The organism is Rhizobium sp. FY34 (assembly GCF_005222845.1).
Taxonomy (GTDB): domain Bacteria; phylum Pseudomonadota; class Alphaproteobacteria; order Rhizobiales; family Rhizobiaceae; genus Neorhizobium.
In genome coordinates this window covers 60747-85837 of record NZ_STFZ01000021.1, presented here as the reverse complement: position 1 = coordinate 85837, position 25091 = coordinate 60747, and the positions used below count along the sequence as shown (strand labels likewise).

At 59.3% G+C, this 25091-nt stretch carries 22 protein-coding genes; 12 read left to right on the top strand and 10 right to left on the bottom strand.

All coding sequences use genetic code 11. From position 1 onward, the window contains the following. Nucleotides 1-42 precede the first annotated feature (42 nt). The 4 genes from secDF (at nt 43) to E8M77_RS17245 (ending at nt 4459) form a co-directional block, all read left to right on the top strand. Nucleotides 43-2607, top strand: a complete 2565-nt coding sequence (gene secDF, locus E8M77_RS17260) for a protein translocase subunit SecDF (RefSeq protein ID WP_137131875.1) — start codon at nt 43-45, stop codon at nt 2605-2607. 3 nt (nt 2608-2610) lie between these two features. Continuing rightward, the gene (locus E8M77_RS17255) at nt 2611-2997 is read left to right on the top strand and encodes an Mth938-like domain-containing protein (protein WP_137131874.1); all 387 of its coding nucleotides are present in this window, start codon (nt 2611-2613) and stop codon (nt 2995-2997) included. A gap of 24 nt (nt 2998-3021) precedes the next feature. Beyond that, nucleotides 3022-3876: a phytoene/squalene synthase family protein gene (locus E8M77_RS17250; protein WP_137131873.1), complete on the top strand. Its 855-nt coding sequence runs from the start codon at nt 3022-3024 to the stop codon at nt 3874-3876. 103 nt (nt 3877-3979) lie between these two features. Continuing rightward, on the top strand, nt 3980-4459 hold the full coding sequence (locus E8M77_RS17245; protein ID WP_137131872.1) for a hypothetical protein: 480 nt from the start codon (nt 3980-3982) through the stop codon (nt 4457-4459). A 211-nt stretch (nt 4460-4670) separates the two neighbouring features. On the opposite strand, the gene trmFO is transcribed toward E8M77_RS17245, so the two are convergent. The 3 genes from trmFO to E8M77_RS17230 all read right to left on the bottom strand — a co-directional run bounded on the left by trmFO (nt 4671) and on the right by E8M77_RS17230 (nt 8209). Next, on the bottom strand, nt 4671-6149 hold the full coding sequence (gene trmFO / locus E8M77_RS17240) for a methylenetetrahydrofolate--tRNA-(uracil(54)-C(5))-methyltransferase (FADH(2)-oxidizing) TrmFO (RefSeq protein WP_137131871.1): 1479 nt from the start codon (nt 6147-6149) through the stop codon (nt 4671-4673). 84 nt (nt 6150-6233) lie between these two features. Next, nucleotides 6234-6851, bottom strand: a complete 618-nt coding sequence (locus tag E8M77_RS17235; RefSeq protein WP_137131870.1) for a glutathione S-transferase family protein — start codon at nt 6849-6851, stop codon at nt 6234-6236. Between the two features lie 143 nt (nt 6852-6994). Then, on the bottom strand, nt 6995-8209 hold the full coding sequence (locus E8M77_RS17230) for an NADP-dependent isocitrate dehydrogenase (protein ID WP_137131869.1): 1215 nt from the start codon (nt 8207-8209) through the stop codon (nt 6995-6997). Between the two features lie 41 nt (nt 8210-8250). Here E8M77_RS17230 and E8M77_RS17225 point away from each other — a divergent pair, with 41 nt between their 5' ends. The 7 genes from E8M77_RS17225 to E8M77_RS17195 all read left to right on the top strand — a co-directional run bounded on the left by E8M77_RS17225 (nt 8251) and on the right by E8M77_RS17195 (nt 14279). Next, nucleotides 8251-8916: a hypothetical protein gene (locus E8M77_RS17225; protein ID WP_246659305.1), complete on the top strand. Its 666-nt coding sequence runs from the start codon at nt 8251-8253 to the stop codon at nt 8914-8916. A 70-nt stretch (nt 8917-8986) separates the two neighbouring features. After that, entirely contained in the window at nt 8987-9496 is a 510-nt protein-coding gene (locus E8M77_RS17220) for a hypothetical protein (protein WP_137131868.1), read from the top strand. An 82-nt stretch (nt 9497-9578) separates the two neighbouring features. Beyond that, nucleotides 9579-10412, top strand: coding sequence for an RNA methyltransferase (locus tag E8M77_RS17215; RefSeq protein WP_137131867.1), 834 nt, complete (start codon nt 9579-9581; stop codon nt 10410-10412). Next, a complete protein-coding gene (gene murI, locus E8M77_RS17210; RefSeq protein ID WP_246659304.1) occupies nt 10399-11196 on the top strand; it encodes a glutamate racemase in 798 nt (265 codons plus the stop codon). Before E8M77_RS17215 ends, murI begins: the two co-directional genes overlap by 14 nt. A 391-nt stretch (nt 11197-11587) precedes the next feature. Continuing rightward, nucleotides 11588-11827, top strand: a complete 240-nt coding sequence (locus E8M77_RS17205; RefSeq protein ID WP_137131866.1) for a DUF1127 domain-containing protein — start codon at nt 11588-11590, stop codon at nt 11825-11827. A gap of 176 nt (nt 11828-12003) precedes the next feature. After that, complete coding sequence (locus tag E8M77_RS17200; protein WP_137131865.1) at nt 12004-12636, top strand: LysE family translocator; 633 nt, start codon at nt 12004-12006, stop codon at nt 12634-12636. Between the two features lie 116 nt (nt 12637-12752). Continuing rightward, nucleotides 12753-14279, top strand: a complete 1527-nt coding sequence (locus E8M77_RS17195; RefSeq protein WP_170975919.1) for an ATP-binding protein — start codon at nt 12753-12755, stop codon at nt 14277-14279. Between the two features lie 228 nt (nt 14280-14507). On the opposite strand, the gene pepT is transcribed toward E8M77_RS17195, so the two are convergent. From pepT to E8M77_RS17180, 3 genes are all read right to left on the bottom strand, one after another. After that, nucleotides 14508-15752 (bottom strand): peptidase T, encoded by a 1245-nt coding sequence (gene pepT / locus E8M77_RS17190; protein ID WP_137131863.1) that lies wholly within the window; start codon nt 15750-15752, stop codon nt 14508-14510. 134 nt (nt 15753-15886) lie between these two features. Continuing rightward, on the bottom strand, nt 15887-18085 hold the full coding sequence (locus E8M77_RS17185) for a methyl-accepting chemotaxis protein (protein ID WP_170975918.1): 2199 nt from the start codon (nt 18083-18085) through the stop codon (nt 15887-15889). Between the two features lie 312 nt (nt 18086-18397). Next, nucleotides 18398-19387 (bottom strand): TerC family protein, encoded by a 990-nt coding sequence (locus E8M77_RS17180; protein ID WP_137131861.1) that lies wholly within the window; start codon nt 19385-19387, stop codon nt 18398-18400. Between the two features lie 431 nt (nt 19388-19818). Between E8M77_RS17180 and rpsD the strand changes: the two genes are divergently transcribed. Then, complete coding sequence (rpsD, locus tag E8M77_RS17175; protein ID WP_137131860.1) at nt 19819-20436, top strand: 30S ribosomal protein S4; 618 nt, start codon at nt 19819-19821, stop codon at nt 20434-20436. Between the two features lie 315 nt (nt 20437-20751). On the opposite strand, the gene E8M77_RS17170 is transcribed toward rpsD, so the two are convergent. The 4 genes from E8M77_RS17170 to E8M77_RS17155 all read right to left on the bottom strand — a co-directional run bounded on the left by E8M77_RS17170 (nt 20752) and on the right by E8M77_RS17155 (nt 25021). Then, entirely contained in the window at nt 20752-21525 is a 774-nt protein-coding gene (locus tag E8M77_RS17170) for an amino acid ABC transporter ATP-binding protein (RefSeq protein ID WP_137131859.1), read from the bottom strand. A gap of 14 nt (nt 21526-21539) precedes the next feature. Further along, nucleotides 21540-22694 carry an amino acid ABC transporter permease gene (locus tag E8M77_RS17165; protein WP_137131858.1) on the bottom strand — a complete coding sequence of 385 codons (1155 nt, stop codon included), beginning with the start codon at nt 22692-22694 and terminating at the stop codon, nt 21540-21542. A gap of 3 nt (nt 22695-22697) precedes the next feature. Beyond that, nucleotides 22698-23891: an amino acid ABC transporter permease gene (locus tag E8M77_RS17160; RefSeq protein ID WP_137131857.1), complete on the bottom strand. Its 1194-nt coding sequence runs from the start codon at nt 23889-23891 to the stop codon at nt 22698-22700. Nucleotides 23892-23995: 104 nt separating this feature from the next. Continuing rightward, nucleotides 23996-25021 (bottom strand): amino acid ABC transporter substrate-binding protein, encoded by a 1026-nt coding sequence (locus E8M77_RS17155; RefSeq protein ID WP_137131856.1) that lies wholly within the window; start codon nt 25019-25021, stop codon nt 23996-23998. Nucleotides 25022-25091 lie beyond the last annotated feature (70 nt).

The following is a 25091-nucleotide window of genomic DNA, read 5'->3' as shown; positions in this document are numbered from 1 at the left end:
TATCGAGGCGCCCCCTGTTCTATCCAGAACATCGAGAGCTCAATGCTATACTTCTCACGCTGGAAGACCCTATTCATCTGGTTCGTCATTGTCCTCTGCGGTTTCGTGGCGGCACCGAATCTTTTCAGCAATGAGCGTTTGGCAGAGCTCCCAAGCTGGTTCCCGACGAAAAAGGTCACGCTTGGCCTCGATCTTCAGGGCGGCTCGCACATCATGCTCAAGCTTGAGCGTGCAGATATCGTCAAGGAACGGCTGGAAACGGTCGTCGGCGATGTGCGCAATGTCCTGCGCGAAGCCAATGTGCGCTATACAGGCCTCAATGGCACCGGTCAGCAGATCCAGGTCAAGATTACCGATCCAGCTCAGATCGAAGCAGCCCGCACGGCACTTGCGCCGCTGCTTCAGCCGGTCTCGTCAGGCGCATTCGGCGGGACGGTCACAGAAATGACTCTCGCCGATGGCGGTGACGGAGCCTTGCGCCTCAGCCTGACCGATGCAGGCATCAATTACCGACTGTCCTCGGCAGTCACGCAGTCCATCGAGGTGGTGCGTCGCCGTGTTGACGAGCTCGGCACGACCGAACCGCTGATCCAGCGTCAGGGCGAAGACCGCATCATCGTGCAGGTTCCGGGTCTTGAAGATCCGCAGCGCCTGAAGGCCCTGCTCAATCAGACGGCAAAACTCTCCTTCCACATGGTCGATACCAGCATGCCGGTTCAGGAGGCGCTGAACGGTCGCCCTCCGGCGGCATCGCAGATCATGTATTCGATGGATGATCCACCGGTGCCTTACCTGGTGGAGCGTCGTGCGCTGGTCTCGGGCGAAAGCCTTGTTGATTCACAGGCCAGCTTCAACCAGCAGACCAATGAACCGGTCGTCACCTTCCGCTTCGATTCGCGCGGTGCCCAGCGTTTTGCGCAGGCCACGCAGCAGAATGTCGGGCGTCCGTTTGCCATCGTCCTCGATGACCAGGTGATTTCCGCGCCGGTTATCCGCGAACCGATTATCGGCGGGTCCGGCCAGATTTCCGGCAATTTCAACGTTCAGAGCGCCAATGATCTCGCGGTTCTGCTGCGTGCCGGCGCGCTGCCAGCCACGCTGACAGTTGTTGAAGAGCGCACGGTTGGTCCCGGCCTTGGTGCGGATTCCATCCGCGCCGGCGTTGTAGCCAGTATCATCGGCGCGCTCGCCGTCGCCAGTTTCATGCTCGCATTCTATGGTTTCTTCGGGATACTGGCCAATATCGCGCTTGCCGTGAACATCGTCATGATCCTTTCCGTCCTGACCTTGATTGGCTCGACGCTGACACTGCCCGGCATTGCCGGTATCGTGCTGACCATGGGCATGGCGGTGGATTCCAACGTTCTGATCTATGAGCGCATTCGCGAAGAGGTCAAAAGCGGTCGCTCGCTGCTGCCTGCCATCGACAGCGGCTTCAAGCGTGCCTTCGCCACGATCATCGATGCCAACCTGACGACGCTGATTGCCGCCGTCGTGCTGTTCTATCTAGGCTCCGGCCCGGTGCGTGGCTTTGCCGTGACGCTGGCCGTCGGTATCGTCACCACCGTCTTTACCGCCTTTACCTTTACAAGCTGGATGTTTGCGCTCTGGGTGCGTCGTTCCAAGCCCAAGCAGTTGCCGAAAGGCATTCGCACCGGCATGTTCGATGGTCGTGGCCTGCCTTTCATGTCGCTGCGCCGTTACACATTCTTCGGTGCTGCTGCTTTGTCGATTGCCTCGGTGGTGGCGTTTGCCAGCATCGGCATGAATCTCGGCATCGATTTCCGTGGCGGTTCGATCATCGAGATGAAGGCGCGGGAAGGCGACGCCAATATTGCCGATATCCGTGCGCGGCTCGACCAACTCAATCTGGGTGAGGTTCAGGCGCAAGGCTTTGGTACGCCACAGGATGTTCTTGTGCGCGTGCAGGCGCAGGATGGTGGCGAAAATGCCGAGCAGTCGGCGCTGCAGCGCATTCGCAATGACCTGGAAGGGGAATATGATTTCCGCCGCGTCGAGGTCGTTGGCCCGTCTGTCTCGAGCGAATTGAGCTTTACGGCCACGCTTGGCGTCGGTGTGGCGCTGCTGTTCATCCTCGTCTACATCTGGTTTCGTTTCGAATGGCAGTTCGCGGTGGGTGCGATCATCGCCACGATGCATGACGTGATCCTGACCATGGGGCTTTTTGTTCTGACGGGTATCGAGTTCAACCTGACCAGTATCGCGGCCATTTTGACGATTGTCGGTTATTCGCTCAACGATACGGTTGTCGTCTATGACCGAATGCGAGAGAACCTGCGGCGCTACAAGAAAATGCCGCTGACGGAACTCATCGACATTTCGATCAACCAGACGCTGTCGCGTACGGTTCTGACCGGTCTGACGACGATGATTGCGCTCTCGGCGCTTTATATCTTCGGTGGCGAAGTCATTCGCTCCTTTACTTTCGCCATGCTGTTTGGCGTGGCCGTCGGGACCTTCTCGTCGATCTATATCGCGGCCCCTGTGCTGATTGCCTTCAAGCTGCGCAGCGATGCCTTCGATACGGAGGAGAACCGCAAGACAAAGACGGAGAAGAGCTTGTCCAGCAGCAAGCCGGGCGTGTGATCCTTGGCGCGTAACATTGAAATCCGCGACGCCCACTTTCCGGGCCGGGCCGTGATCGACTCCTACGGCAATGGCGGTTTCCGCTTTGCCGACATGTCGCATCGTGGCTCGCTGATCTGCCTGCCGTCCGGTATCTACGGCTGGGATCTGTCTGAAGGCGATGCGCTGACGGTAGACGCCTTTGCGCGTATTCTGGCGGAAGCCGGCGATGTGGAATTTCTGCTGGTCGGCACCGGCAAGGATATCCGGCCCCTGCCGGCGCCTCTGAAGGCAGCACTTCGGGCCAAAGGCATTTCTTCCGACCCGATGGGAACCGGAGCCGCCGTGCGCACGTATAATATCATGCTCGGCGAGCAGCGGCCGGTGGCGGCTGCCTTCATCGCCGTCTGACTTCTTGAAAGCGGAGACACTGCCGTGACGGCCAGCGCTGGCTCCCATTGGGACATATGTCTTGCAACGCTCCGCGAGACGGATCGTGATCGCTATCTCGCCTGCCTCCTGTCTCCACAACCGAAGCAGGGCGCCCTTGCGGCGCTTTATGCCTTCAATGCGGAAATTGCTCGCGTGCGAGACGTTGTGCAGCAGCCGCTTGCCGGTGAAATCCGGCTGCAATGGTGGCGGGATCTGCTGGAGGGCACAGCCAAGGGCGAGGCAAGTGCCAATCCGGTGGCGCGCGCGCTGATCGAGACGATCGACACGCATGGCCTGCCGCGCCAGACCTTTCTCGACATGATCGATGCGCGCATTTTCGACCTTTACGATGATCCTATGCCGGATCGAAACGCGCTGGAAGGCTATGCGGGCGAAACGGCCTCTGCGCTGATCCAGCTTGCCAGCCTGGTGCTGGACCCACAGGCGGCGATGGGCAACACCGAGATTGCCGGCCATGCGGGCGTGGCACAGGCGATTGCCGGTCTCCTGCTTCTGATGCCGCTCCACCTGCGTCGCGGCCAGGTCTATGTGCCGGAGAATATCCTTGTGGCAACCGGGCTGAACCGCGACAGCTTTTTGGCGGAGGAGGATGCCCATAAGCTCAGCCTTGCGCTGAATGCCTTTGCTGGCCTTGGGCTCGACCACCTGCGGCGGGCGCGGGCTGCGGGCAAGATCCCCGCCGCGCTGTTGCCTGCCTATCTACCCGTCGCTTTGGCCTATCCCGTTCTGCGCCGCGCGCAGCGTCTGCGAGCCGATCGCCTTGAGGCTCCGCTTCAGTCGGCGCAGTGGCGCCGACAATTGCGCATGACCGGGACGCTGGTGCTGAAGCGTATCTGATCCGCGCCATTCTGGCCCATGTCCTTAACGCTGGCCACATTCGCGCAAGCCTCAAACGCTATAGCGCCTGCATTGCCTTGCCCGATTTTCGAAAGGGATCATTGTGAGCCTTGTGACCTGGTCCATCCTCTTTCTGCTTGTCATTGCGTTTGCCTATTATGCGACGCGGATGGCCAAGTATCGTGAAGAGGGCAACAGGCATGATGCAGGGTTGGCCATCATAGAATTCGGCCGGGCCTATCCGCTGGAAGCCATTCGCAGTCTGCATGAGACGGTTGATGGTCTGGCAGTCTTCGTGCGCCTGCATGACAACAAGGCCGGCATCATGCGCAACCGCGGCAATCACTACGCCTGCCACCTGATCGAACCCGGTCGCGTGCGCGTAGACCCGTTACCCAATGGTCGCGGGCTTGCCATCGAGTTTCTTGATGCGCCAACTCAAAACGGCAGTTTTACCTTTATGACAGCCGCCGAAGCCGCAGAAGTGTCGCTCTGGCTGCTCGGCAATTTCATGGCACCGGGCAGCCAGGCTTTGTCAGGCGTCGATGGGTTCGGAGACGATCTCGGTCCCGCCAAGGTCTGATACCAAGCGTCGATGATAGGAACCCATTGCGTGGGACCGGAGACGTTCATCCGGCAAGGAGCATACCGGAGAGCGATGCTGTTGGCATCGGTCGAGGATTGCGACGTAGCCGGTGAACGAAATCCGGCCCATGCGAAGCACCGGGCGGTTTTGCCTCCCGGACGTTGTCGCAAATCCTCGCCGGACCGAGAGGTCCGACTGTGGTTTTCTCCTAGCCGGAAACCAAAATCGCTCCGGCGCAATCGGTTTCTATCATCGACGCTTGGTATGAAATCGGCGGGGGAACCCCCAGCCAGCCAGCGCAATCGGAGAGTGCCCGACGCGCCATCAATTGCCGCTTCATGATTGTCTTGTCTTTGCCGCGAAAGCGCTTGATGCCCTCGGGCCGCACAATCGAGCCGGGCTCGAGGTCGGGAAACAGGCCGAAATTGATATTCATCGGCTGAAACGAGCGCTTGCCCGGCTCATCCTCGGAGACGAGATGCCCGCCGGTAATATGGTTCAACAGAGCGCCGAGTGCCGTGGTTGCCGGCGGCGGTGAAATCCTCTCGCCTTTGGCCTCGCTTGCGGAAAACCGGCCCGCCAGAAGGCCGATCGCTGCACTTTCTACATAGCCCTCGCAGCCGGTGATCTGGCCGGCAAAGCGCAGGCCTGGACGGCTCTTCAAGGTCAGGCTCTGGTCGAGCAGCGTCGGCGAGTGGATATAGGTGTTGCGGTGCAGCCCGCCGAGGCGGGCAAATTCGGCATTCTGCAGGCCGGGAATCCTCCGGAAGATTTCCGCCTGGGCGCCATATTTCAGCTTCGTCTGGAAACCCACCATATTGTAGAGCGTGCCAAGCGCATTGTCCTGGCGCAACTGTACGACCGCATAGGCCTTGACCGTCGGGTTGTGCGCATTGGTCAGCCCCATCGGCTTCATCGGGCCGTGGCGCAGGGTCTCGCGGCCGCGCTCGGCCATGACTTCGATCGGCAGGCAGCCGTCAAAATAGGGCGTGCCTTCCCATTCCTTGAAGCCGACGGCATCGCCGGCAATCAGCGCATCGACAAAGGCGTCGTATTGCACCTTGTCGAGCGGGCAGTTGATATAGTCCTTGCCATTGCCGCCGGGGCCGACCTTGTCATAGCGCGACTGGTACCAGCAGATATCCATGTCGATACTGTCCCTGTGGACGATGGGTGCTATCGCATCGAAGAAGGCAAGCGCATCCTTGCCGGTTTCCGCCTGAATGCCCGCCGCAAGCGCCTCGGAGGTGAGTGGGCCGGTTGCGACGATGGTGAGGCCCCAGTCTGCCGGCGGCAGGCCCTGCACTTCCTCGCGCACGACGGTGATCAACGGATGTTCGTCGATCGCCTGCGTCACCGCCTCGGCAAAGCCGTCACGGTCAACGGCCAGTGCGCCGCCGGCCGGTACCTGATGACGGTCGGCACAGGCCATGATCAGCGAACCGGCAAGCCGCATTTCCGCGTGAATGACACCAACGGCATTGGCCGTCGCATCATCGGAGCGGAATGAGTTGGAGCAGACCAGTTCGGCCAGGCTATCGGTCTTGTGGGCGTCCGTGCCGCGCACGCCGCGCATTTCATGCAGGATGACGGGCACGCCGGATTGAGCGATCTGCCATGCGGCTTCCGAGCCGGCAAGACCGCCGCCAACGACATGGATGGGAGAGTGGGAAGGGCTATTTTTCATGGCCGGCTCATTATCATGAGCCGGGCCAAGGTCCAATATCAAAGCATGGTGAACGTGTGTCGTTTGGCGCGAAGACCCTGGGCCTCAGCCCCGTGTTGCCAGCAGGGCGTCGTCCAGTTCGGTTGCCCGCAGATGCGCTGGTCTTTGCGTGAGTTGCGCCACATAGGACTCGAAAGCAGGGCGTTTCTCAACTGTGCCGAATTGCAGGCCCCACATGATATGTGAGCCGATATAGACATCGGCTGCCGTAAAGCGCTCGCCGGCGATGAAGGGCGTGGTCGAGACTGCCATTTCCAGTGTGTCCATGACGGCTTCATACGAGCCATAGCCGACCGTGCGCTGCTTGTCCGGTGTCACATCGAAGCCAAGGCTGCGATTGCTGACGGCTGCTTCCAACGGACCTGCAGCAAAGAACATCCAGCGATAATAGGCGCCGCGCTCCGCGTCTGCTTGCGGATGAAGACCTGCCTGCGGAAAGGTTTCGGCGAGATAGGCGCAGATGGCGGCGCATTCCGTGATAACAGTGCCATTGTGCACCAGTGCCGGGACCTTGCCCATCGGGTTGATGGCCAGATAGCTGGCAGATTTCATCGCCTCGCCAAAGGGCAGGGACTGCACTTCATAAGGTGCAGCGACTTCCTCCAGCATCCAGCGCACGATGCGGCCGCGCGACATGGGGTTTGTATAAAGCACAAGGCTCATTTGATCCTCCTGTTTGTTCACGTTATGTTCATTTCATAACCACATGTCGGCCGCATGACAAGATCGCTGATTCGCCATTTCAAACGCAAGAAGCCCGGCACGTGGCCGGGCTTCGCAGTCATGTGTCAGTCGCTTGGCGCCGATCAGGCGGCCATGGCGGCCTTGAGGTTCTCGTCGATCTTGTCGAGGAAGGCGGTGGTGGAGAGCCAGGGCTGGTCGGGACCGATCAGCAGGGCGAGATCCTTCGTCATGTAGCCGGCTTCGACCGTCTGGATGCAGACCTTCTCAAGCGTGTCGGCGAAGGTTGCGAGTTCCGCATTGTCGTCGAGCTTGGCGCGGTGTGCGAGACCACGTGTCCAGGCGAAGATCGAGGCGATCGAGTTCGTCGAGGTTTCCTGTCCCTTCTGATGCTGGCGATAGTGGCGCGTCACCGTACCGTGGGCGGCTTCGGCTTCGACCGTCTTCCCATCCGGCGTCATCAGAACCGAGGTCATCAGGCCGAGTGAGCCAAAGCCCTGCGCCACGATGTCGGACTGCACGTCGCCGTCGTAGTTCTTGCAGGCCCAGACATAGCCGCCGGACCACTTGAGCGCGGATGCGACCATGTCGTCGATCAGGCGATGCTCGTACCAGATCTTGGCAGCTTCATACTGTTCCTTGAATTCGGCCTCGTAGATTTCCTCGAACAGATCCTTGAAGCGGCCGTCATAGGCCTTGAGGATGGTGTTCTTGGTGGAGAGGTAGCAGGGAACGCCGCGCTGCAGGGCGTAGTTCAGCGAGGCGCGGGCGAAATCGCGGATCGAATCATCCAGATTGTACATGGCCATGGCCACGCCAGCCGACGGGGCGTCGAACACGTCGTGCTCAATCGTCTGGCCGTCGTCACCGACGAACTTGATAGAGAGCTTGCCCTTGCCGGGGAATTTGAAATCGGTGGCGCGGTACTGGTCGCCGAACGCGTGACGGCCGACGATGATCGGCTTCGTCCAGCCCGGAACCAGGCGCGGAACGTTCTGCATGATGATCGGTTCGCGGAAAATCACGCCGCCGAGGATGTTGCGGATCGTGCCGTTCGGGCTCTTCCACATCTTCTTCAGGCCGAATTCCTTCACGCGGGCTTCGTCTGGCGTGATCGTGGCGCATTTGATGCCAACGCCGTGCTTCTTGATGGCGTTGGCTGCATCGACGGTGACCTGGTCGTCGGTTGCGTCGCGATTTTCGACCGAGAGGTCGTAATATTCGATGTTGAGGTCAAGGTAGGGCAGGATCAGCTTGTCCTTGATGAACTGCCAGATGATGCGGGTCATTTCATCGCCGTCGAGATCGACGACCGGGTTGGCTACCTTGATCTTGTTCATGTATGTGCCTCTTGACTGTGCGGGATCGAATGATCCGACGCGTGGACGAAAATCTCGAGCGCTATAGCATTGCCGCAGCAGAACGCAAAGCGCGTGCAACCATATTTGCCATTGCCAAACCCCGGTGCGGGGATAATCTCCGACCTCACATCAATCAGGGATTCTCAACCACAATGCGCACCATGATGATCGCGCTTTCCTTTTCACTCTTTGCTACAGTTGCCGGCGCTGCGGACGTAAGCGAACCGGTCAGGCAGGTCATGGATATGACCAAGGCGAACTGGGAAAGCGTGGACGCCGACTGGAAATACATGTTCGATCCCGAGCCGCTGGCAAAGTTGTTCAGCAAGCGATTCCAGGCCGCCTACAAGGAGGCTGCGAAGCATCCGGCCTATGACACGGAAAATAACGAGCCGGGCGATCCCTTCGGCTATGATGTCGTGACCAATTCGCAGGATGGTTGCCCGCTGCAGGATATCGCTATCAAGCCTGGTGCTGCAAGGGACGGCATGACGGACGTCGTCGTATCATTCAAGATGTGGACCTGCATCGATGACGCGCAGATCAAAGACGCGGTCAGCGAGGTACATTTCGATGTGGTGATCGAAAGCGGCAAGCCGGTGATCGATGACATGCATCATGTGGCTGAAGGCGAGCGTGATTCGGTCTATGCCGAAATGCAGTCGCTGGCCAAGGACGCGCAGTAAAGCGGTCAGGTCTGCGTGGCCGGCGGGGGCGGGGGCTCGCAGCTGGGCGCATCCATCAGGGGGAATGAACATGCCATTGCGTCAGATTGTGTGTGCCTGTGCCTTGCTGTTCTATGCCGGAACAGCCTTTGCGCAGGAGCCAGCCAAGCCCGTTCAGGCGGTCATTAAGGCTTCCGTTGCGGGCAAGGAATATTTCGATCCGCATTCGCTTCTTACCTTTTTCAGTCTCGGCTTTACCCGCGACCTCACAACGGCACTTGTGAAGACCAAGGCCAGGGGCGACGAGATCTTCATCGACTGGGACCCGATTACCGGCGGCCAGGATGGCTGCGGCCCGAAGGACATCAGCTACAAGTCCGGGCCGAAAGGTGCCAAGACGACAGTGACGGTGCAGTTTACGGAAATGTATTGTTTCGGCAGCGGCACGCAGCCGATCAAGGTCACGGTTCTGTTCGACATGGTGCGGGAGGGCACGGCGCCAGACCTTTCCTACACGATCGACGACATCCGCCATGTGGACAAGGCGGGCAAGACGGTGGACTCGCTGCGCGAAGCCTTCAAGGCGCTGTCCACGGACTGACGCCGGCAGTGAAGGCGAAGATTTTGATTTTTGCCGCGGAGTGTGCCAGTGGAAGCCCGACTTCGGGAAGGCTGGGAACAACATGGCAGGCACCAATAGCGAGCGCGAACTTTTAGCGGAAGGGCCGGCGATCATTCTTGTCGAGCCGCAGCTCGGTGAAAATATCGGCATGGTGGCGCGCGCCATGGCGAATTTCGGCATTGCCGAACTGCGCCTTGTCAATCCGCGCGACGGCTGGCCGAGCGAAAAGGCGCAGGCCGCCGCTGCCAAGGCCGATCACGTGATCGATGCCACGCAGGTCTTCGCAACGCTGGAAGAAGCGGTGGCCGATCTCAATTTCGTTTTCGCGACCACGGCGCGACAGCGCGATGGTTTCAAAGAAATACGCTCTCCGGTGACGGCGGCCAGCATGTTGCGTGAGCGTTTCTCACTTGGTGAAAAGACAGGCATTCTCTTTGGCCGCGAGCGCTGGGGCCTGAGCAATGAAGAAGTGGCGCTGGCCGACGAGATCGTTACCTTCCCGGTCAATCCCGCCTTTGCCTCGTTGAATATCGCTCAAGCCGTGCTTCTGATGTCCTATGAATGGATGAAGAGCGGCATGCAGGATGACGCGGCAACCCCGTTCCAGAGGGTTGAGCAGAGGCCGGCAACCAAATCGCAGTTGATTGGTCTGTTCGACCAGATCGAAGAGGCGCTGGACGCCCGCAACTACTTCCATCCGCTCACGAAAAAGCCGCGAATGATCGACAACCTGCGTGCGGTGCTGTCGCGGCCGAATTTTACCGAGCCGGAAATCAGCGTCTTGCGCGGCGTGCTGACATCGCTGGACCGGTTTCAGCGGCGCTGGCCAAAAGGCAAGGGGCCGGCGACAACCGGTGGCGAAGATGAGGGGAATGGAGCAGGTGACGAGGCATGATCTGAAGCCGATTCTGGTATTCGATTCGGGCATTGGCGGGCTGACGGTCCTGCGCGAGGCACGCGTGCTGATGCCGGAGCGCGGTTTCATCTATGTCGCCGATGATGCCGGCTTTCCCTATGGTGGCTGGGAGGAAGAGGCGCTGACGAAGCGTATTCTTTCCCTGTTTACCGATCTCCTTGGTACCTACCAGCCGGAAATCTGCGTGATTGCCTGCAACACGGCCTTCACGCTTGCGGGCGCCGCCCTTCGGCAGGCCTTTCCGATGATGACCTTTGTCGGCACGGTGCCCGCCATCAAGCCGGCGGCGGAACGCACGCGCTCCGGCCTCGTTTCGGTGCTCGCCACGCCCGGCACCGTCAAACGCGCCTATACGCGCGATCTCATCCAGTCCTTTGCCTCGCAATGCCATGTGCGCCTCGTCGGCTCTGAAAATCTGGCGCGCCTGGCAGAGGCCTATATCCGCGGAGAGGGCGTGAATGATGAGGCAGTCACCGCCGAAATCGCGCCCTGCTTCGTCGAAAAGGATGGCGCCCGCACCGACATTGTCGTGCTGGCCTGCACCCATTATCCCTTCATGGCCAATGTGTTTCGTCGGCTCGCCCCCTGGCCTGTCGACTGGCTTGATCCGGCCGAAGCGATTGCCCGTCAGGCGCGCCGGATGGTGCCGGCCGCCGATCACACCGAGCATGGTCAGGACTACGACTTTGCCGTTTTTACCTCCGGCAATCCGGATTTTGCGACACGCCGGCTGATGCAGGGTTTTGGACTGCGCATTCTCTGATCGCAAAATCTGTTTGTTGCGGTATGGCAACAGAGACTGGTGTTGTTCTGCAAATTCAGATTGCAGACTTGCCGGCGAAATAAGCCTGTGTCAACTTGTCCCAGTCCGCAACTGTTTCACGAAAGGAGGCGCATCATGACCCGTATCTTCACGTATCTGCGCCTCGCTGGCGGACATATGGCACCGATGAATAATCCCGCTATGGGGTTCATTCAGCCGTGCGATAATCAGGCCATAAACGCCTGAACTCCAGCCTTTTGGCGCTCCAACCCAACCCTGTCTGACGTCCTGGCCTGACGCTGCAAATCCGCGCGATTTGCTGTCTTTCGCCTATCCGTCATTTTCAACCCGAAAAGGACCCGCCGCTGCGATGCGCCGGGAATGAAAATCCATGTTCAAAGACCAATCCATGGTTGCCGACGCTGTCGGCGATCTGCATCGAGAATACGGCTTCTGGAATGTCGCGCGGGCTTTGTTCGTCTCGGCTTTCCGGGAGCGCCGCAAAGTCAATGATCTCAGGCACTTTTCCGATCGCATGCTGCGCGACATCGGCGTTTCCGACAGTGATCGGCAAGTGCGGGAAGGACCGGTGAGAGCGCCGATGGTGTATTGGCTGGGGTTCCGCCCATGAGCCGCGCGCCTCCGTGAGGGAGGCTTTTCGCTAACGCCTGTTATTGGCGCCAGCGCTTTCCCTCCCGCTGCAAAGGCGGCGGGAGGGATTTCTGATTTTCAAGCCTGTGAACCCGCTTGCCAAGCATTGGCTGCGGTGGCTTGCTTACGTCTCTCGTTGAGGAAAGGACCATACGCATGCCCTTCGAGCACTGGCTCGCCTTCGTGGCGGCGTCTGCAATCATGCTCGCCATTCCCGGCCCGACCAATCTGCTCGTCATCTCCTATGCGCTGTCGCACGGACGAAGAGTGGCCGCCGCCACGGTTGCCGGCGTTGCACTGGGGGATTTCACCGCCATGACCGCTTCCATGCTGGGGCTCGGGGCGCTGCTGGCGACCTCTGCCAGCGCGTTTACCGTGCTGAAGTGGATCGGTGCAGCCTATCTGATCTATCTTGGCATCAAGCTGTGGCGTGCGCCGGTGCCCAATGCGACGGGAGATGATCTCGAAAGCCCGCCGGAACGCCCCTTGCGCATATTTCTGCACACCTATGTTGTGACGGCCCTCAACCCCAAAAGCATCGTGTTTTTCGTGGCCTTCCTGCCGCAGTATCTGGATCTCTCGAAGCCCTTTGCCATGCAGATGGTGATCCTTGAGGTGACGTTCCTGGTTCTGGCAACGCTGAATGCAGCGCTGTATGGCTTGCTGGCATCAAAGGCCCGCGACAGCGTGCGCCAGCCAAGGATCCGGCGGATCGTCAACCGCACCGGTGGTTCCCTGATGGTCGGTGCCGGCCTGTTTGCGGCGGGTTACCGCAGGGCGGCCAGTTGATTGCCTGTTGATCGCCAGCCTTTTCACCGCGCCGACTCGCGATAAACCTGCTAAGGCACTGCCGGATGAACGGCAGTGCCGTCCAGGCTTTCATCATGGGCAAATGAGGTAGTGCAGTGCAGGTAGGCATCGATATGGGAACTCTGTCCGGCGGGCAGCCGGCCAAGCTCGATATCGAGGAGCTTCTGGCCACGCGTCTTCTGGTGCAGGGCAATTCCGGCTCCGGCAAGTCGCATCTTCTGCGCCGGTTGCTGGAACAGTCGGCGCCCTGGGTGCAGCAGGTTATCATCGATCCAGAAGGTGATTTCGTCACGCTGGCCGACAAATATGGCCATATCGTCGTGGATGGCGAGCGTACCGAAGCAGAGTTGATCGGCATCGCGACGCGTATTCGCCAGCACCGCGTTTCCTGCGTGCTGACGCTGGAAGGTCTCGACATCGAGGACCAGATGCGCGCCGCCGCCGCCTTCCTGAACGGCATGTTCGATGCGGATCGCGAATATTGGTATCCGGTGCTGGTGGTGGTCGATGAAGCGCAGATGTTTGCGCCCTCTGTCGGCGGCGATGTGTCCGAAGATGCCCGCAAGATGTCGCTGGGCGCCATGACAAACCTGATGTGCCGTGGTCGTAAACGTGGTCTTGCTGGCGTCATTGCCACCCAGCGTCTGGCCAAACTTGCCAAGAATGTTGCCGCCGAAGCCTCCAACTTCCTGATGGGCCGCACCTTTCTCGATATCGACATGGCGCGCGCGGCCGATCTCTTGGGCATGGATCGCCGCCAGGCGGAAATGTTCCGCGACTTGAAGCGCGGTAATTTCGTTGCACTCGGGCCGGCTTTGTCGCGCCGCCCGCTGCCCATCATCATCGGCGATGTGGAAACCTCGGCGCGCTCCTCCTCGCCCAAGCTGATGCCGCTGCCGGATGCGGTGCAGGATGTGGAAGACTTGATCTTCACGCCCGATCCGGAAGAATTCACAAGGCCGCTGACCCGCCGCACACCGCCGGCACCCCGCCCGACGACGGATATCCTGGCCGAATTGTCGCGCGCGACACCGGCCGCTGCCCCGATAGCGCCGGAGCCCAACCGTCCGTCTCAGCCGGAACTGTCGCCCGAAGAGCGCGAGGAGCGGCTCTTGGCGGTGCTGACGGAAATCATCGACGATCCTCAGGCCGCCTATCGCACCGATTCGGTTCTCTACCAGGATTTTCTGGTGCGCGCCCGCATGCGCAGGCTGCCCGGCCCGCCGATGCCGATGGCCGAGTTTCGCCGGCGTCTTGCGGTGTCACGGGCAGGGGTGGATGAGGAAACCGCCGCCACGCCCGGCTGGCAGACGGCGCTGGAATTGTCCGCGCGCGTCTCCGATGATCTTCAGGGCGTGTTTCTGCTCATGGCAAAGGCGGCCCTGCTCGGGGAGCCATGCCCGTCGGATATGCGCATCGCGCGCGCCTATGGCACGCATTCTGCCCGGCGTGCGCGCCGTCTGCTCGGCTATTTCGAGGAGCAGAACCTCGTCGTCGTGCATTCGGACTTTTCAGGAAAACGCATTGTTGCCTTCCCGGATCTCGATGTGCAGACGGCGCCGGGCATGGCCGATGCGACCGATGACGCGCCGGCGAGGTTGGACCGGTTCGCGGCGGAGTAGATAAGGCTCCGGGTTGCCGAATGCCGGTGTATGAAACTTGCCCCCTCTGGCCTGCCGGCCATCTCCCCCACAGGTGGGGAGATCACCGCGTGGCCAAACCCCTATCCTCAATCAACATCAAGCGAAGATCGGTGATAGCGGCATACTGTCTGGTTGGCAGGGCGGGGGCATCGCGTTAGTCAGGCTATCTCGGTCCCTGCCACATCTACAGTCCTCCCGCTAAATGCCTCACGCCGCCCGCTCTTCCCAGACCTTCACCAGTTCCACGATCGTCTTCACCGAGGTTTCCATATCCTCGACGCTCACCCATTCGAGCGGCGAGTGATAGGCATGGCCGCCGGTAAAGATATTGGGGCAGGGTAGGCCCATGAAGGAAAGGCGTGAGCCATCCGTGCCGCCGCGGATGCTGTGGATCCTGGGTGTAAGTCCGACGCGCTTTGTTGCCTCGATGAGATTATCCATCACCTCCGGGTGGCGATCGAGAACGATCTTCATATTGCGATACTGCTGCTTCACCGTGAAGGTGAAGCTGGAGCCGGGATAGGCCGCCATCACATCCTGGGTGATGGTCTTCAGCAGCTCTTCCTTATCGGTGAGGCCCTGTTCCTCGAAGTCGCGGATGATGAAGCTGACGGTCGCGCCCTCCATGGCGCCGCTGATGCCGACCGGATGGATGAAACCCTGTTTGCCTTCCGTCGTTTCCGGCGCCTGGTCCTGCGGCAGGCGGGCGACAATGCCGGCGGCGATTTTGATGGCATTCTCCATTCTGTTCTTCGCCGTGCCCGGATGCATGGCAACGCCGGTGATCGTAATCGTCACGCCATCGGCGGAAAAGGTCTCGTTCTCGATCTCGCCAATCGTCGAGCCATCCAGCGTATAGCCGAAGGCGGCGCCAAGCTTTTTGATGTCCACCTTGTCGGCGCCGCGACCGATTTCCTCATCCGTGGTGAAGAGGATCTTGACCGGTCCGTGCGGGATTTCGGGATGGGCCAGCAGGAATTGCGCGGCAGTCATGATTTCGGCAATGCCGGCCTTGTCATCGGCGCCGAGCAGCGTCGTGCCGTCGGTGGTGACAATGTCATGGCCGATCTGGTTGGACAGTTCGGGATGTTCAGACACCTTGATGACCTGGTTTGCGTCACCGATCAGCCGGATGTCGCCACCCTGGTAGTTCTTGACGATCTGTGGCTTGACGCCGGTGCCGGAAAAGTCGGGTGCCGTATCCATATGCGAACAGAAGCAGATGGAAGGCACGGTCTTTTTCGTCGTGGCCGGAACAGTCGCATAGACATTGCCATGCTCGTCGAGATGGGCATCGGCAAGTCCGAGGGCCTTCAGTTCCGCTTCCAGAAGGCGGCCAAGGTTTTTCTGCTTGTCCGTCGATGGCTGGCTCTGGGACGTGGCGTCGGATTGCGTGTCGATCACGACATAGCGGAGAAAACGGTCAAGCACGGTATCTGTGGGCAGCGACATGAGTATGTATCCGATTCTGGCTGGCAATGGCTTTGAGCTTAGCGCGCCATTGCGCTCTCGGGAATGCCGGATCGCGCAAAGAAAAACCGCGCCGGGGTTGAGCCGGCGCGGTGCCCATACGTGAAAGCTTTGCCTTACGCCGCGCGTGACAGAGCGTGACGCACCGGCAGTTGGAAGCGACGCACCAGATTTTGCAGGCGGTCTGATTCCGTCGCAAGCGATCCAACGGAGGCTGTGGTTTCCTCAACCATTGCCGCATTGCGCTGGGTTGTCTGGTCCAGTTCGGTGACTGCGGAGTTCACCTCCGCCAGGCCGATGAACTGCTCACGCGACGATGTGGAAATGGATTCCATATGCTCGTTCATCTGACCGATATAGGCCGAAATGCCCGATAGTGACGCGCCCGCCTGACGCACTAGTTCCACACCATCGCCGATCTGTCCGCTGGAGGTGACGATGAGCGCCTTGATTTCCTTTGCGGCGGACGCCGACCGCTGGGCAAGCTCCCGCACTTCCTGGGCAACCACGGCAAAGCCCTTACCGGCTTCGCCGGCGCGCGCAGCCTCCACGCCGGCATTCAGCGCCAGCAGGTTCGTCTGGAAGGCGATCTCGTCGATAACGCCGATGATGCTCGATATCTTGGTCGAGCTTGCCTCGATCGTGCGCATGGCCTCCTCCGCCCGTATCACGACAGTGCCGGAGCGGGCGGCGTCGCTATTGGCTTCGCGGGCAACCCGGCGAGCCTCCTCGGTCAATTGCGAGGCATTCTTCACATTGATGGTGATTTGCTCGATGGCGGCCGCCGTTTCTTCCAGGGCTGCCGCCTGCTGTTCGGTGCGCTTCGATAGGTCATTGGCACCGGCATTGATCGCAATGGCGCCCTCATCGATCGAGGCTATGCCGTCAATGATGGAGACCAGGGTATCGGCAAGCTGCTGGATCGAGTTGTTGAAATCGTGCCGAAGGGCCTCGAATTCCGGCGCGAAGGGCTCGGAAAGGCTGAAGGCAAGATCGCCGGATGCCAACCGCTTAAGGCCGGAGGCAAGCCCGGATGTCGCCTCGTGAAGCTTCTGCGAAGCCTCGGCCTCGGCCTTTGCCTGGCTCAGCGCGCGATCCTCTTCCAGGCGCCGACGTGCCTCTTCAGCCTCGTTCTCCAGCTGGCGATTGCGCAGGGCTGCGGCCTGAAAAACGGCGATAGATGCTGCCATGCCACCGATTTCATCCTGGCGCTGGGTGAAGGGGATTGTCATGTCGTTTTCGCCGACTGCAAGCCGGTGCATGACGCGTGTCATCGTGGAAATGGGGCCGAAGAAGCGGCTTGCGGCAACAGATGTCAGTATCAGTGCAACAAGGGCAATCAGGCCGCCGAACATCAGCATGTTGTTGCGCGCCTGTGTGGCATTCGCCACCATATCGGCTCCTGGCACCGCGAGCAGCAGCGTCCATTCCTCGCCGATGTCGGGGAAGCGAATCTTGAAGGCGGCGTGATAGATGCCGTTGGAATCCGTCTGATCCACGACATCTTGCGCGCTAGCCCTTTGCGTCAGGGTCTGGACATCGCTGATATCGGCCGGTTTCGCCAGCCGCGTCCGGTCGGCATGCGCAAGCCACAGGCCGGAACCGTCGATAAGCGACACGGCACCGGAATTGAAGGGCTTCAGTGCCGCGATGCGCTTGGATATGTCGCCGAGGTTGAAATCAGCGCCGGCCACGCCGATCACGTCTTGGCCCCGGCGCACAGGTGCGGCAATGGTGGTGATCATGGTTTCGGTGTTGTCGATCAGGTCCGCATAGGCGGGCGTGATCATCAGCCTGCCGGATTTCAAGGGGGTATCGTACCAGACGGCCGCTGCCGCATCTGCCATGTCCAGCTTTTCGATGTCGATGGCCGAACTGCCGGAGCGGTAAAGATAGGTGGCAAACCGACCGCTATTCAGGCCAGAATTCGGATGGTCCTGAAAGTGCTGGTCTTCTCCATCCAGCATATTGTCTTCAAAGACCAGGCTTATCCCCAGCAGATCGGCTTGGCCGTTCAAGCTTCGGCTGACCATATCTCCCAGCAGGTCACGATCCGGCTTCTCAGAGGATGCAACGGCTGCGGCAGTTTCGGCCAGTGTATTGATCAGTGCCGATGAGCGGGCAATGTCCGAACGAATATCATTGGCATATTGGAGAAGAAGCCCACGTGCTGCCGCCTGGGCGTCGCGGCGCATGGCCGTTTCCATGAAGGCCGTGCCGACGAGTGCAACGGAGCTCAGGCCTAAGACGAAACCCAGAACGGTGAGAAGCGTGAAACGCCCTCGTAGAGAGCGAAACAGAAAGGCGAACATCATTATCCTCATCCCCCAAAGAAAGCTGATGCTTTTGACAGGCAACTTTTTGTCACTAGGGAGAAAAGATTGAAGAAGGGTCAAATTGTGCAGACTTGCCGCATGAAGCGAGCAACATATGGACGGTTTGATTTGGAGTTAAAATTTCAGAAAATTATAATACTATAAAATAAATGGGACATTGGGTGTATAGTGTGTGTCTCAGCTAAGCGGACGCCAAGTGCCCGGATCCTGTCGGTATTCTTTCTATGCCGCCAAGACGGAGAAAACCGCGCCGGTTGAGCCGGCGCGGTGATATTGGTGTGTCAGCCCGGCTTATTTGCCGTGGCTGGTATCCGTGGGCAGGTTGCGGGTCGCCCAGAGCGAGCCGAAGATGCCGGCGGCAAGGATGCCCAGCGTTACGGTCAGCGAGACGACCGGCGGGATCTTGGCAAGGCCGAGCATGTCGGCAAGGAAGATCTTGGAGCCGATGAAGATCAGGACGACCGACAGCGCGTACTTGAGATAGGCAAAGCGGTGGATCAGGGCCGAGAGCGCAAAGTAGAGCGCGCGAAGGCCAAGGATCGCGAAGATATTGGACGTGTAGACGATATAGGGGTCTGTCGTGATGGCAAAGATCGCCGGGATGGAATCGACGGCGAAGATGACGTCGGCCAGTTCCACCATCACCAGGGCAAGGAAGAGCGGCGTGATGAAGGTCTTCAGCTTGCCGGTCTTTTCATCGGTCTCGCGCACCATGAACTTTTCGCCGCGCAGGCTGTCCGTGACCGGAAGCTTCTTGCGCAGAAATTTCAGCACCGGGTTGGTGGAGACATCATATTCCTGCTCAGCCGTCAGCAGCATCTTGATGCCGGTGATGATCAGGAAGGCTGCGAAGATATAAAGTACCCAGTTGTAGTTCTCGACGATGGCCGCGCCGGCGGCGATCATGATGCCGCGCAGGATGATGACGCCGAGAATGCCCCAGAGAAGCACACGGTGCTGGTAGGCGCGGGGAATGGAGAAATATCCGAAGATCATGGCGATGACGAAGATATTGTCCATCGCGAGGCTTTTTTCGACCACGAATCCGGTCAGATATTCCAGGCCGGCCTGTTCGCCGCTCTGGTACCAGATCCAGCCACCGAAGGCGAGGCCGAGAGAAATGTAGAAAGCGGAAAGGACGAAGCTCTCTTTGATGCCAATTTCGCGGCTATCCTTGTGGAGAACACCAAGATCGAGTGCCAGCAGTACAAGTACGACAACAACAAAGGTGAGCCACATCCAGAGTGGCTTGCCGAGTACATCGACGACGAGAAAATCCATGACGGGTCTTCCAACGCCGGATCAAGTTGAATGGAAAAAGCACCGACATCACGGGTCGATCCGGCTGTACACGTCAGAGGGGCCCGGTGCTGATAATTGAGATGGGAAGCCTGTTTTTGTCATTCAAGGGGGGAACAACAGAAAAAATCAAGTAGGACGGCAGATTTGTGAATAGACGTTATCCAGCATTCAATGCCGCCACCGTCGCGCTTCCGTGGTGTCGTTGTTGACAATTCCATGACTTGTCCCTAAAGACCGCCTCAAGCACCGGGTGGCAACGCCCGGTGTTTCATTTGACATGTCCCGTGGTTGTCTCCGGATGCTCCGTGAGAAACCTGTCAGAGGTGCCGTCAACGGCATCTCTTAGGAGGGCGTGTTTCCTTAAAGCCGGTTTGGTAACAGGCCGGTGAAAACCTATGAAAGGAAATGCGATGAGCAAGCGCGCGTCGTCCAAGTACAAAATCGATCGCCGTATGGGCGAGAATATCTGGGGTCGTCCGAAGTCCCCGGTCAACCGTCGCGAATACGGTCCTGGCCAGCACGGTCAGCGCCGCAAGGGCAAGCTTTCGGACTTCGGTGTGCAGCTGCGCGCCAAGCAGAAGCTGAAGGGCTACTACGGCGATATCCGCGAGAAGCAGTTCCGCGCCACCTATGACGAAGCCAACCGCCGCAAGGGCGATACCGGCGAAAACCTGATCGGCCTCTTGGAATCGCGTCTGGACGCTATCGTCTACCGCGCCAAGTTCGTACCGACGGTGTTTGCTGCCCGCCAGTTCGTCAACCACGGCCACGTCACGGTCAACGGCGTTCGCGTCAACATCGGTTCCTACCGCTGCAAGGCTGGCGACGTGATCGAAGTTCGCGAAAAGTCCAAGCAGATGGTCACGGTTCTGGAATCCGTTTCGCTCGCTGAGCGTGACGTTCCGGACTATATCGATGCCGATCACAACAAGATGGTTGCGACCTTCGTTCGCGTGCCCACCCTGTCGGACGTGCCTTACGCCGTCATCATGGAACCGAACCTGGTTGTCGAATTCTATTCGCGTTAATCGGTTACGGATTTATCATACTGAAAAGGCGGCCTTCGAGCCGCCTTTTTTCATGCCTTTACTGTTGATCTCGTCAGTGATCCGGCGATAGGTCGCCGCTTCATGTCGAGGCGACTTCTTCGAAGGCACATGTGAAGCGCCGGGCGATCCGTCAGCCGAAATCTCAACGCCAGAGAACGCAAAAACCCGCCGAAACAATCGACGGGTTTGCCATCATAGTGAAGGGCGGCTTGTTGGCCGCCCTTGTTGATTTTTCTGCGCCGACATTTACTCGTAAGGGTCTCGTGACGGGACGCAAATGTCACAATAGAAGCACTAGTGCAGAATCTGGCTGAGGAAGAGTCGGGTGCGCTCGTGCTGCGGATTGTCGAAGAATTCCGCCGGCGCGTTCTGCTCGACGATCTGCCCCTGGTCCATGAAAATGACGCGGTCCGCGACCTGGCGGGCAAAGCCCATTTCGTGGGTCACGCAGAGCATGGTCATGCCTTCTTCGGCAAGACCCACCATCGTGTCGAGCACTTCCTTCACCATTTCCGGATCGAGTGCAGATGTCGGCTCATCGAAGAGCATGATCTTCGGCTTCATGCACAGCGAGCGGGCAATTGCCACGCGCTGCTGCTGTCCGCCGGAGAGTTGGCCCGGATATTTGTTGGCCTGTTCCGGAATCTTGACGCGCTTCAGGAAGTGCATCGCGATTTCTTCCGCTTCCTTCTTCGGCATCTTACGAACCCAGATCGGTGCAAGCGTGCAGTTTTCCAGGATCGTCAGATGCGGGAAGAGGTTGAAGTGCTGGAAGACCATGCCGACTTCGCGGCGCACTTCATCGATCTTCTTTAGGTCATTCGTCAGTTCGATACCGTCAACGACGATCTGTCCGGACTGGTGTTCTTCCAGCCGGTTGATGCAGCGAATCATCGTCGATTTTCCGGAACCGGATGGCCCAGCGATGACAATGCGTTCGCCTGCCATGACTTTGAGGTTCACATCGCGCAGGACGTGAAAATCTCCGTACCACTTGTTCATTGCGGTGATTTCGACGGCCACGTCGGTATTTGAAACGGCTGTCTTCTTGGGTGCGGCGTCTGCCATGTCTTTCCCCTTTTTTATCGTTTGTGCCCGGTGTCGAGGTGCCGCTCCATGAAGGCGGAGTAGCGCGACATGCCGAAGCAGAAGATCCAGAACATGAACCCGGCGAATACGAGACCTGTGATCGGCACGGCTGGTGCGATCCATGCAGAATCCCGGAAGTTCAGCTGTACAATGCCCAGGAGATCGAACATCCCGATGATCGAGACGAGCGAGGTATCCTTGAATAGGCCGATGAACGTGTTGACGATGCCCGGAATGACCAGCTTGATGGCCTGCGGCAGGATGATCAGCCGGATCGTCTGCCAATAGCTGAGGCCCAGCGATTCAGCGCCTTCCGTCTGTCCTTTCGGAATGGCCTGCAAGCCGCCGCGAATGACTTCGGCCATATAGGCCGAGGCAAACAGGGCGACACCGACCAGTGCACGCAGGAAGTTGTCGATCGTCCAGCCTGTGGGCAGGAAGAGTGGCAACATGACATTGGCCATGAACAGAACCGTAATCAGCGGTACGCCACGGATCACTTCGATGAAGACGACGCAGATCGTCTTGATCACCGGCATTTTTGACCGGCGCCCGAGCGCCAGAAGGATGCCGAGCGGCAGTGATACGGCAATCCCGACAAAGGACAGGATCAGCGTGACCATCAATCCGCCCCAGAGCGGCGTTTCCACTTCCGACAGGCCAAAACCGCCATGCAGAAGAAAGAAGGCAACGACAGGAAAGACAACGAAGAGCAGGAGCGCATTCAGGCCCTTGCGTGGCGCCTTTGGCATCAGAACCGGAATGAGTAGTGCGACGAAGAGCGCAAGCGTCAAAAGAACGCGCCAGCGCTCTTCAAGTGGATAACGGCCGAAGACAAACTGCGCGAAGCGGTCTTCCACAAAGGCCCAGCAGGCCCCGTGCCAGCCATTCGGCTGAATGCCGCCCTGGGCAATGGTGGCGCAGACCGAGCGGTCCGATCCGAACCAGCTGGCCTCGATAAACAGCCAGTTGATCATTCCGGGCAGCATATAGGCCAGAAGAGCCAGGGCCAAGAGGGTCATGACCACGTCTTTCGGCGTGGCCAGAAGATTGGCGCGCACCCAGGCGGCGGAATTGCCGGACGCCTGGGGAGCAGGTTGTGGCGGCAGCATGCTGTCGCGGACAAAAGTGATTTTTCGCGTGGCCATGTCTTAGCGCTCCACCAATGCCATTTTGGCGTTGAACCAGTTCATGAACAGGGAGGTGGCAATGCTGATGCTCAAATATACCACGAGCCAGATTGCAACGACTTCCACGGCCTGGCCGGTCTGGTTCAACGTCGTTCCGCCGGTCGAGACGAGATCGGGGAAACCGATCGCGATACCGAGCGACGAATTCTTCGTCAGGTTCAGATACTGGCTGGTCAAGGGTGGGATGATGATGCGCATAGCCTGCGGCACCACGACGAGACGGGTCGTGTGCGAGGGTTGCAGACCGAGCGCAAAGGCTGCCTCGCTCTGTCCCTTCGACACGGACCGGATACCCGCGCGGATAATTTCGGCAATGAACGAGGCTGTGTAGAAGGAAAGCGCCAGATAGAGCGCCACGAATTCCGGTGCAACGACAGCGCCGCCCGAAAGATTGAAACGGCCTTCGACGGGAATATCGAAGGTCAACGGTGCGCCAGCCGCGAGGAAACCGATCAGCGGAAGGCCGATCAGAAGGCCGAGCGTGGTCCAGCCAACCGGAAATTGCTTTCCCGTTGCCATCTGGCGCGCCTTTGCCCAGCGGGAAATGGCGAAGGCGGCAACGATTGCTGCGGCCAGACCGATGAGAATGAGGCCGGAGCCGTCGCCCCAGATCGGCTTGGGGAAGGTGAGGCCGCGATTGCTCAGGAAGATGCTGCCGGGGATCTGGATGGCATCACGCGGCTGCGGCAATGTCGACAGAACGCCCGAATACCAGAAGAAGATCACCAGGAGCGGCGGAATGTTGCGGAACACTTCGACATAGACGGTGCACAGCTTGGCAATCAGCCAGTTCTTCGACAGGCGGCCAAGGCCGACCAGAAAGCCGAGGATCGTGGCCGTGATAATGCCGCAGAAGGCGATCATCAGCGTATTCAACAGGCCGACGATAATGGCGCGGCCATAGGTGGAATCGCTGGTATAGGCGATGAGGGACTGGCCGATATCAAAGCCAGCCCGGCTGTTGAGAAAAGCGTAACCGGAGGCAGTGTTCGACTGCTGCAGGTTGGTGGTGACGTTGTGGTAAATCTCGAGGACGAAAAACGTCAGGATTACCGCTGTCGCGATCTGAAAAAAGATACTCCGAACCTTGGGATCGTAGATCAAAGATCGGAGATCGCGTCCTTTGGTGGGCGCATTTATGGCATGGTCGGTCATGCGTGCCAATTTCCCCGCAAGGCCTTAAGGCCGTTATTTTCTATTATGCCGAGGTGGTATGCGAGGCGGTGTGGCCGCCTCGCTTTCGTCCGTAAAACAGCCGATTAACGGATCGGCGGTGCGTATTGCAGGCCACCCTTGGACCACAGAGCATTCAGGCCGCGTTCGATCTTCAGGGCCGAGCCCTTGCCGATATTGCGCTCGAAGATTTCGCCGTAGTTACCGACGCCCTTGATGATATTGTAGGCCCAGTCATTGGTCAGACCGAGATCGGTACCGATCTTGCTGTCCTTTTCAACGCCGAGGAAGCGCTTGATGTCCGGGTTGGTCGTGGTCTTGCGGATTTCGTCAACATTGGCCTGCGTGATGCCGAACTCTTCAGCCTGGATCAGCGCGTAATGCGTCCAGGATACGATGTCGAACCACTGGTCGTCGCCCTGGCGAACGGCCGGGCCAAGCGGCTCCTTGGAGATGATTTCCGGAAGAACGACGTGGTCATCCGGGTTGGTCAGGCCGAGGCGAACGGCATAAAGGCCGGACTGGTCGGTGGTGTAGACGTCGCAACGGCCGGCAGCATAGGCGGCGTTCACTTCTTCGAACTTTTCGAAGACGACCGGGTTGTACTGCAGGTTATTGGCCTTGAAGTAGTCGGCAAGGTTGAGCTCGGTCGTGGTGCCGGACTGTACGCAGACAGCAGCGCCGGACAGCTCGAGAGCCGACTTCACATTGAGGCTCTTGGGAACCATGAAACCCTGACCGTCATAGTAGTTGACGGTGCGGAAGTTGAAGCCGAGTGCTGTGTCGCGGCTGATGGTCCACGTGGTGTTGCGGAACAGAACGTCGCCTTCACCGGACTGCAGGGCCGGAAAGCGGGTCTGGCCCGTGGTCGGAGTGTACTTGACCTTGGTTGCGTCGGCAAAGATCGCAGCCGATACGGCCTTGCAGTAGTCAACGTCGAAGCCAGTCCAGTTGCCAGAGGCATCCGGAGCGGCAAAGCCGGCCAGGCCGGTGTTGACGACGCATTGCACGAAGCCCTTTGCCTTCACGGAGTCAAGCGTGGCAGCGGATGCAGTCGAGGCAGCGCCCAGTACTGCCGCGCCAATCGCAGCTGACAGAATTGTCTTTTTCATTTTTCCCAACCTTTGTCTCTTGTTTTTTGATCGACCCAAAGCCTCCCCGCCCAACCAGATGTCGGCTGGG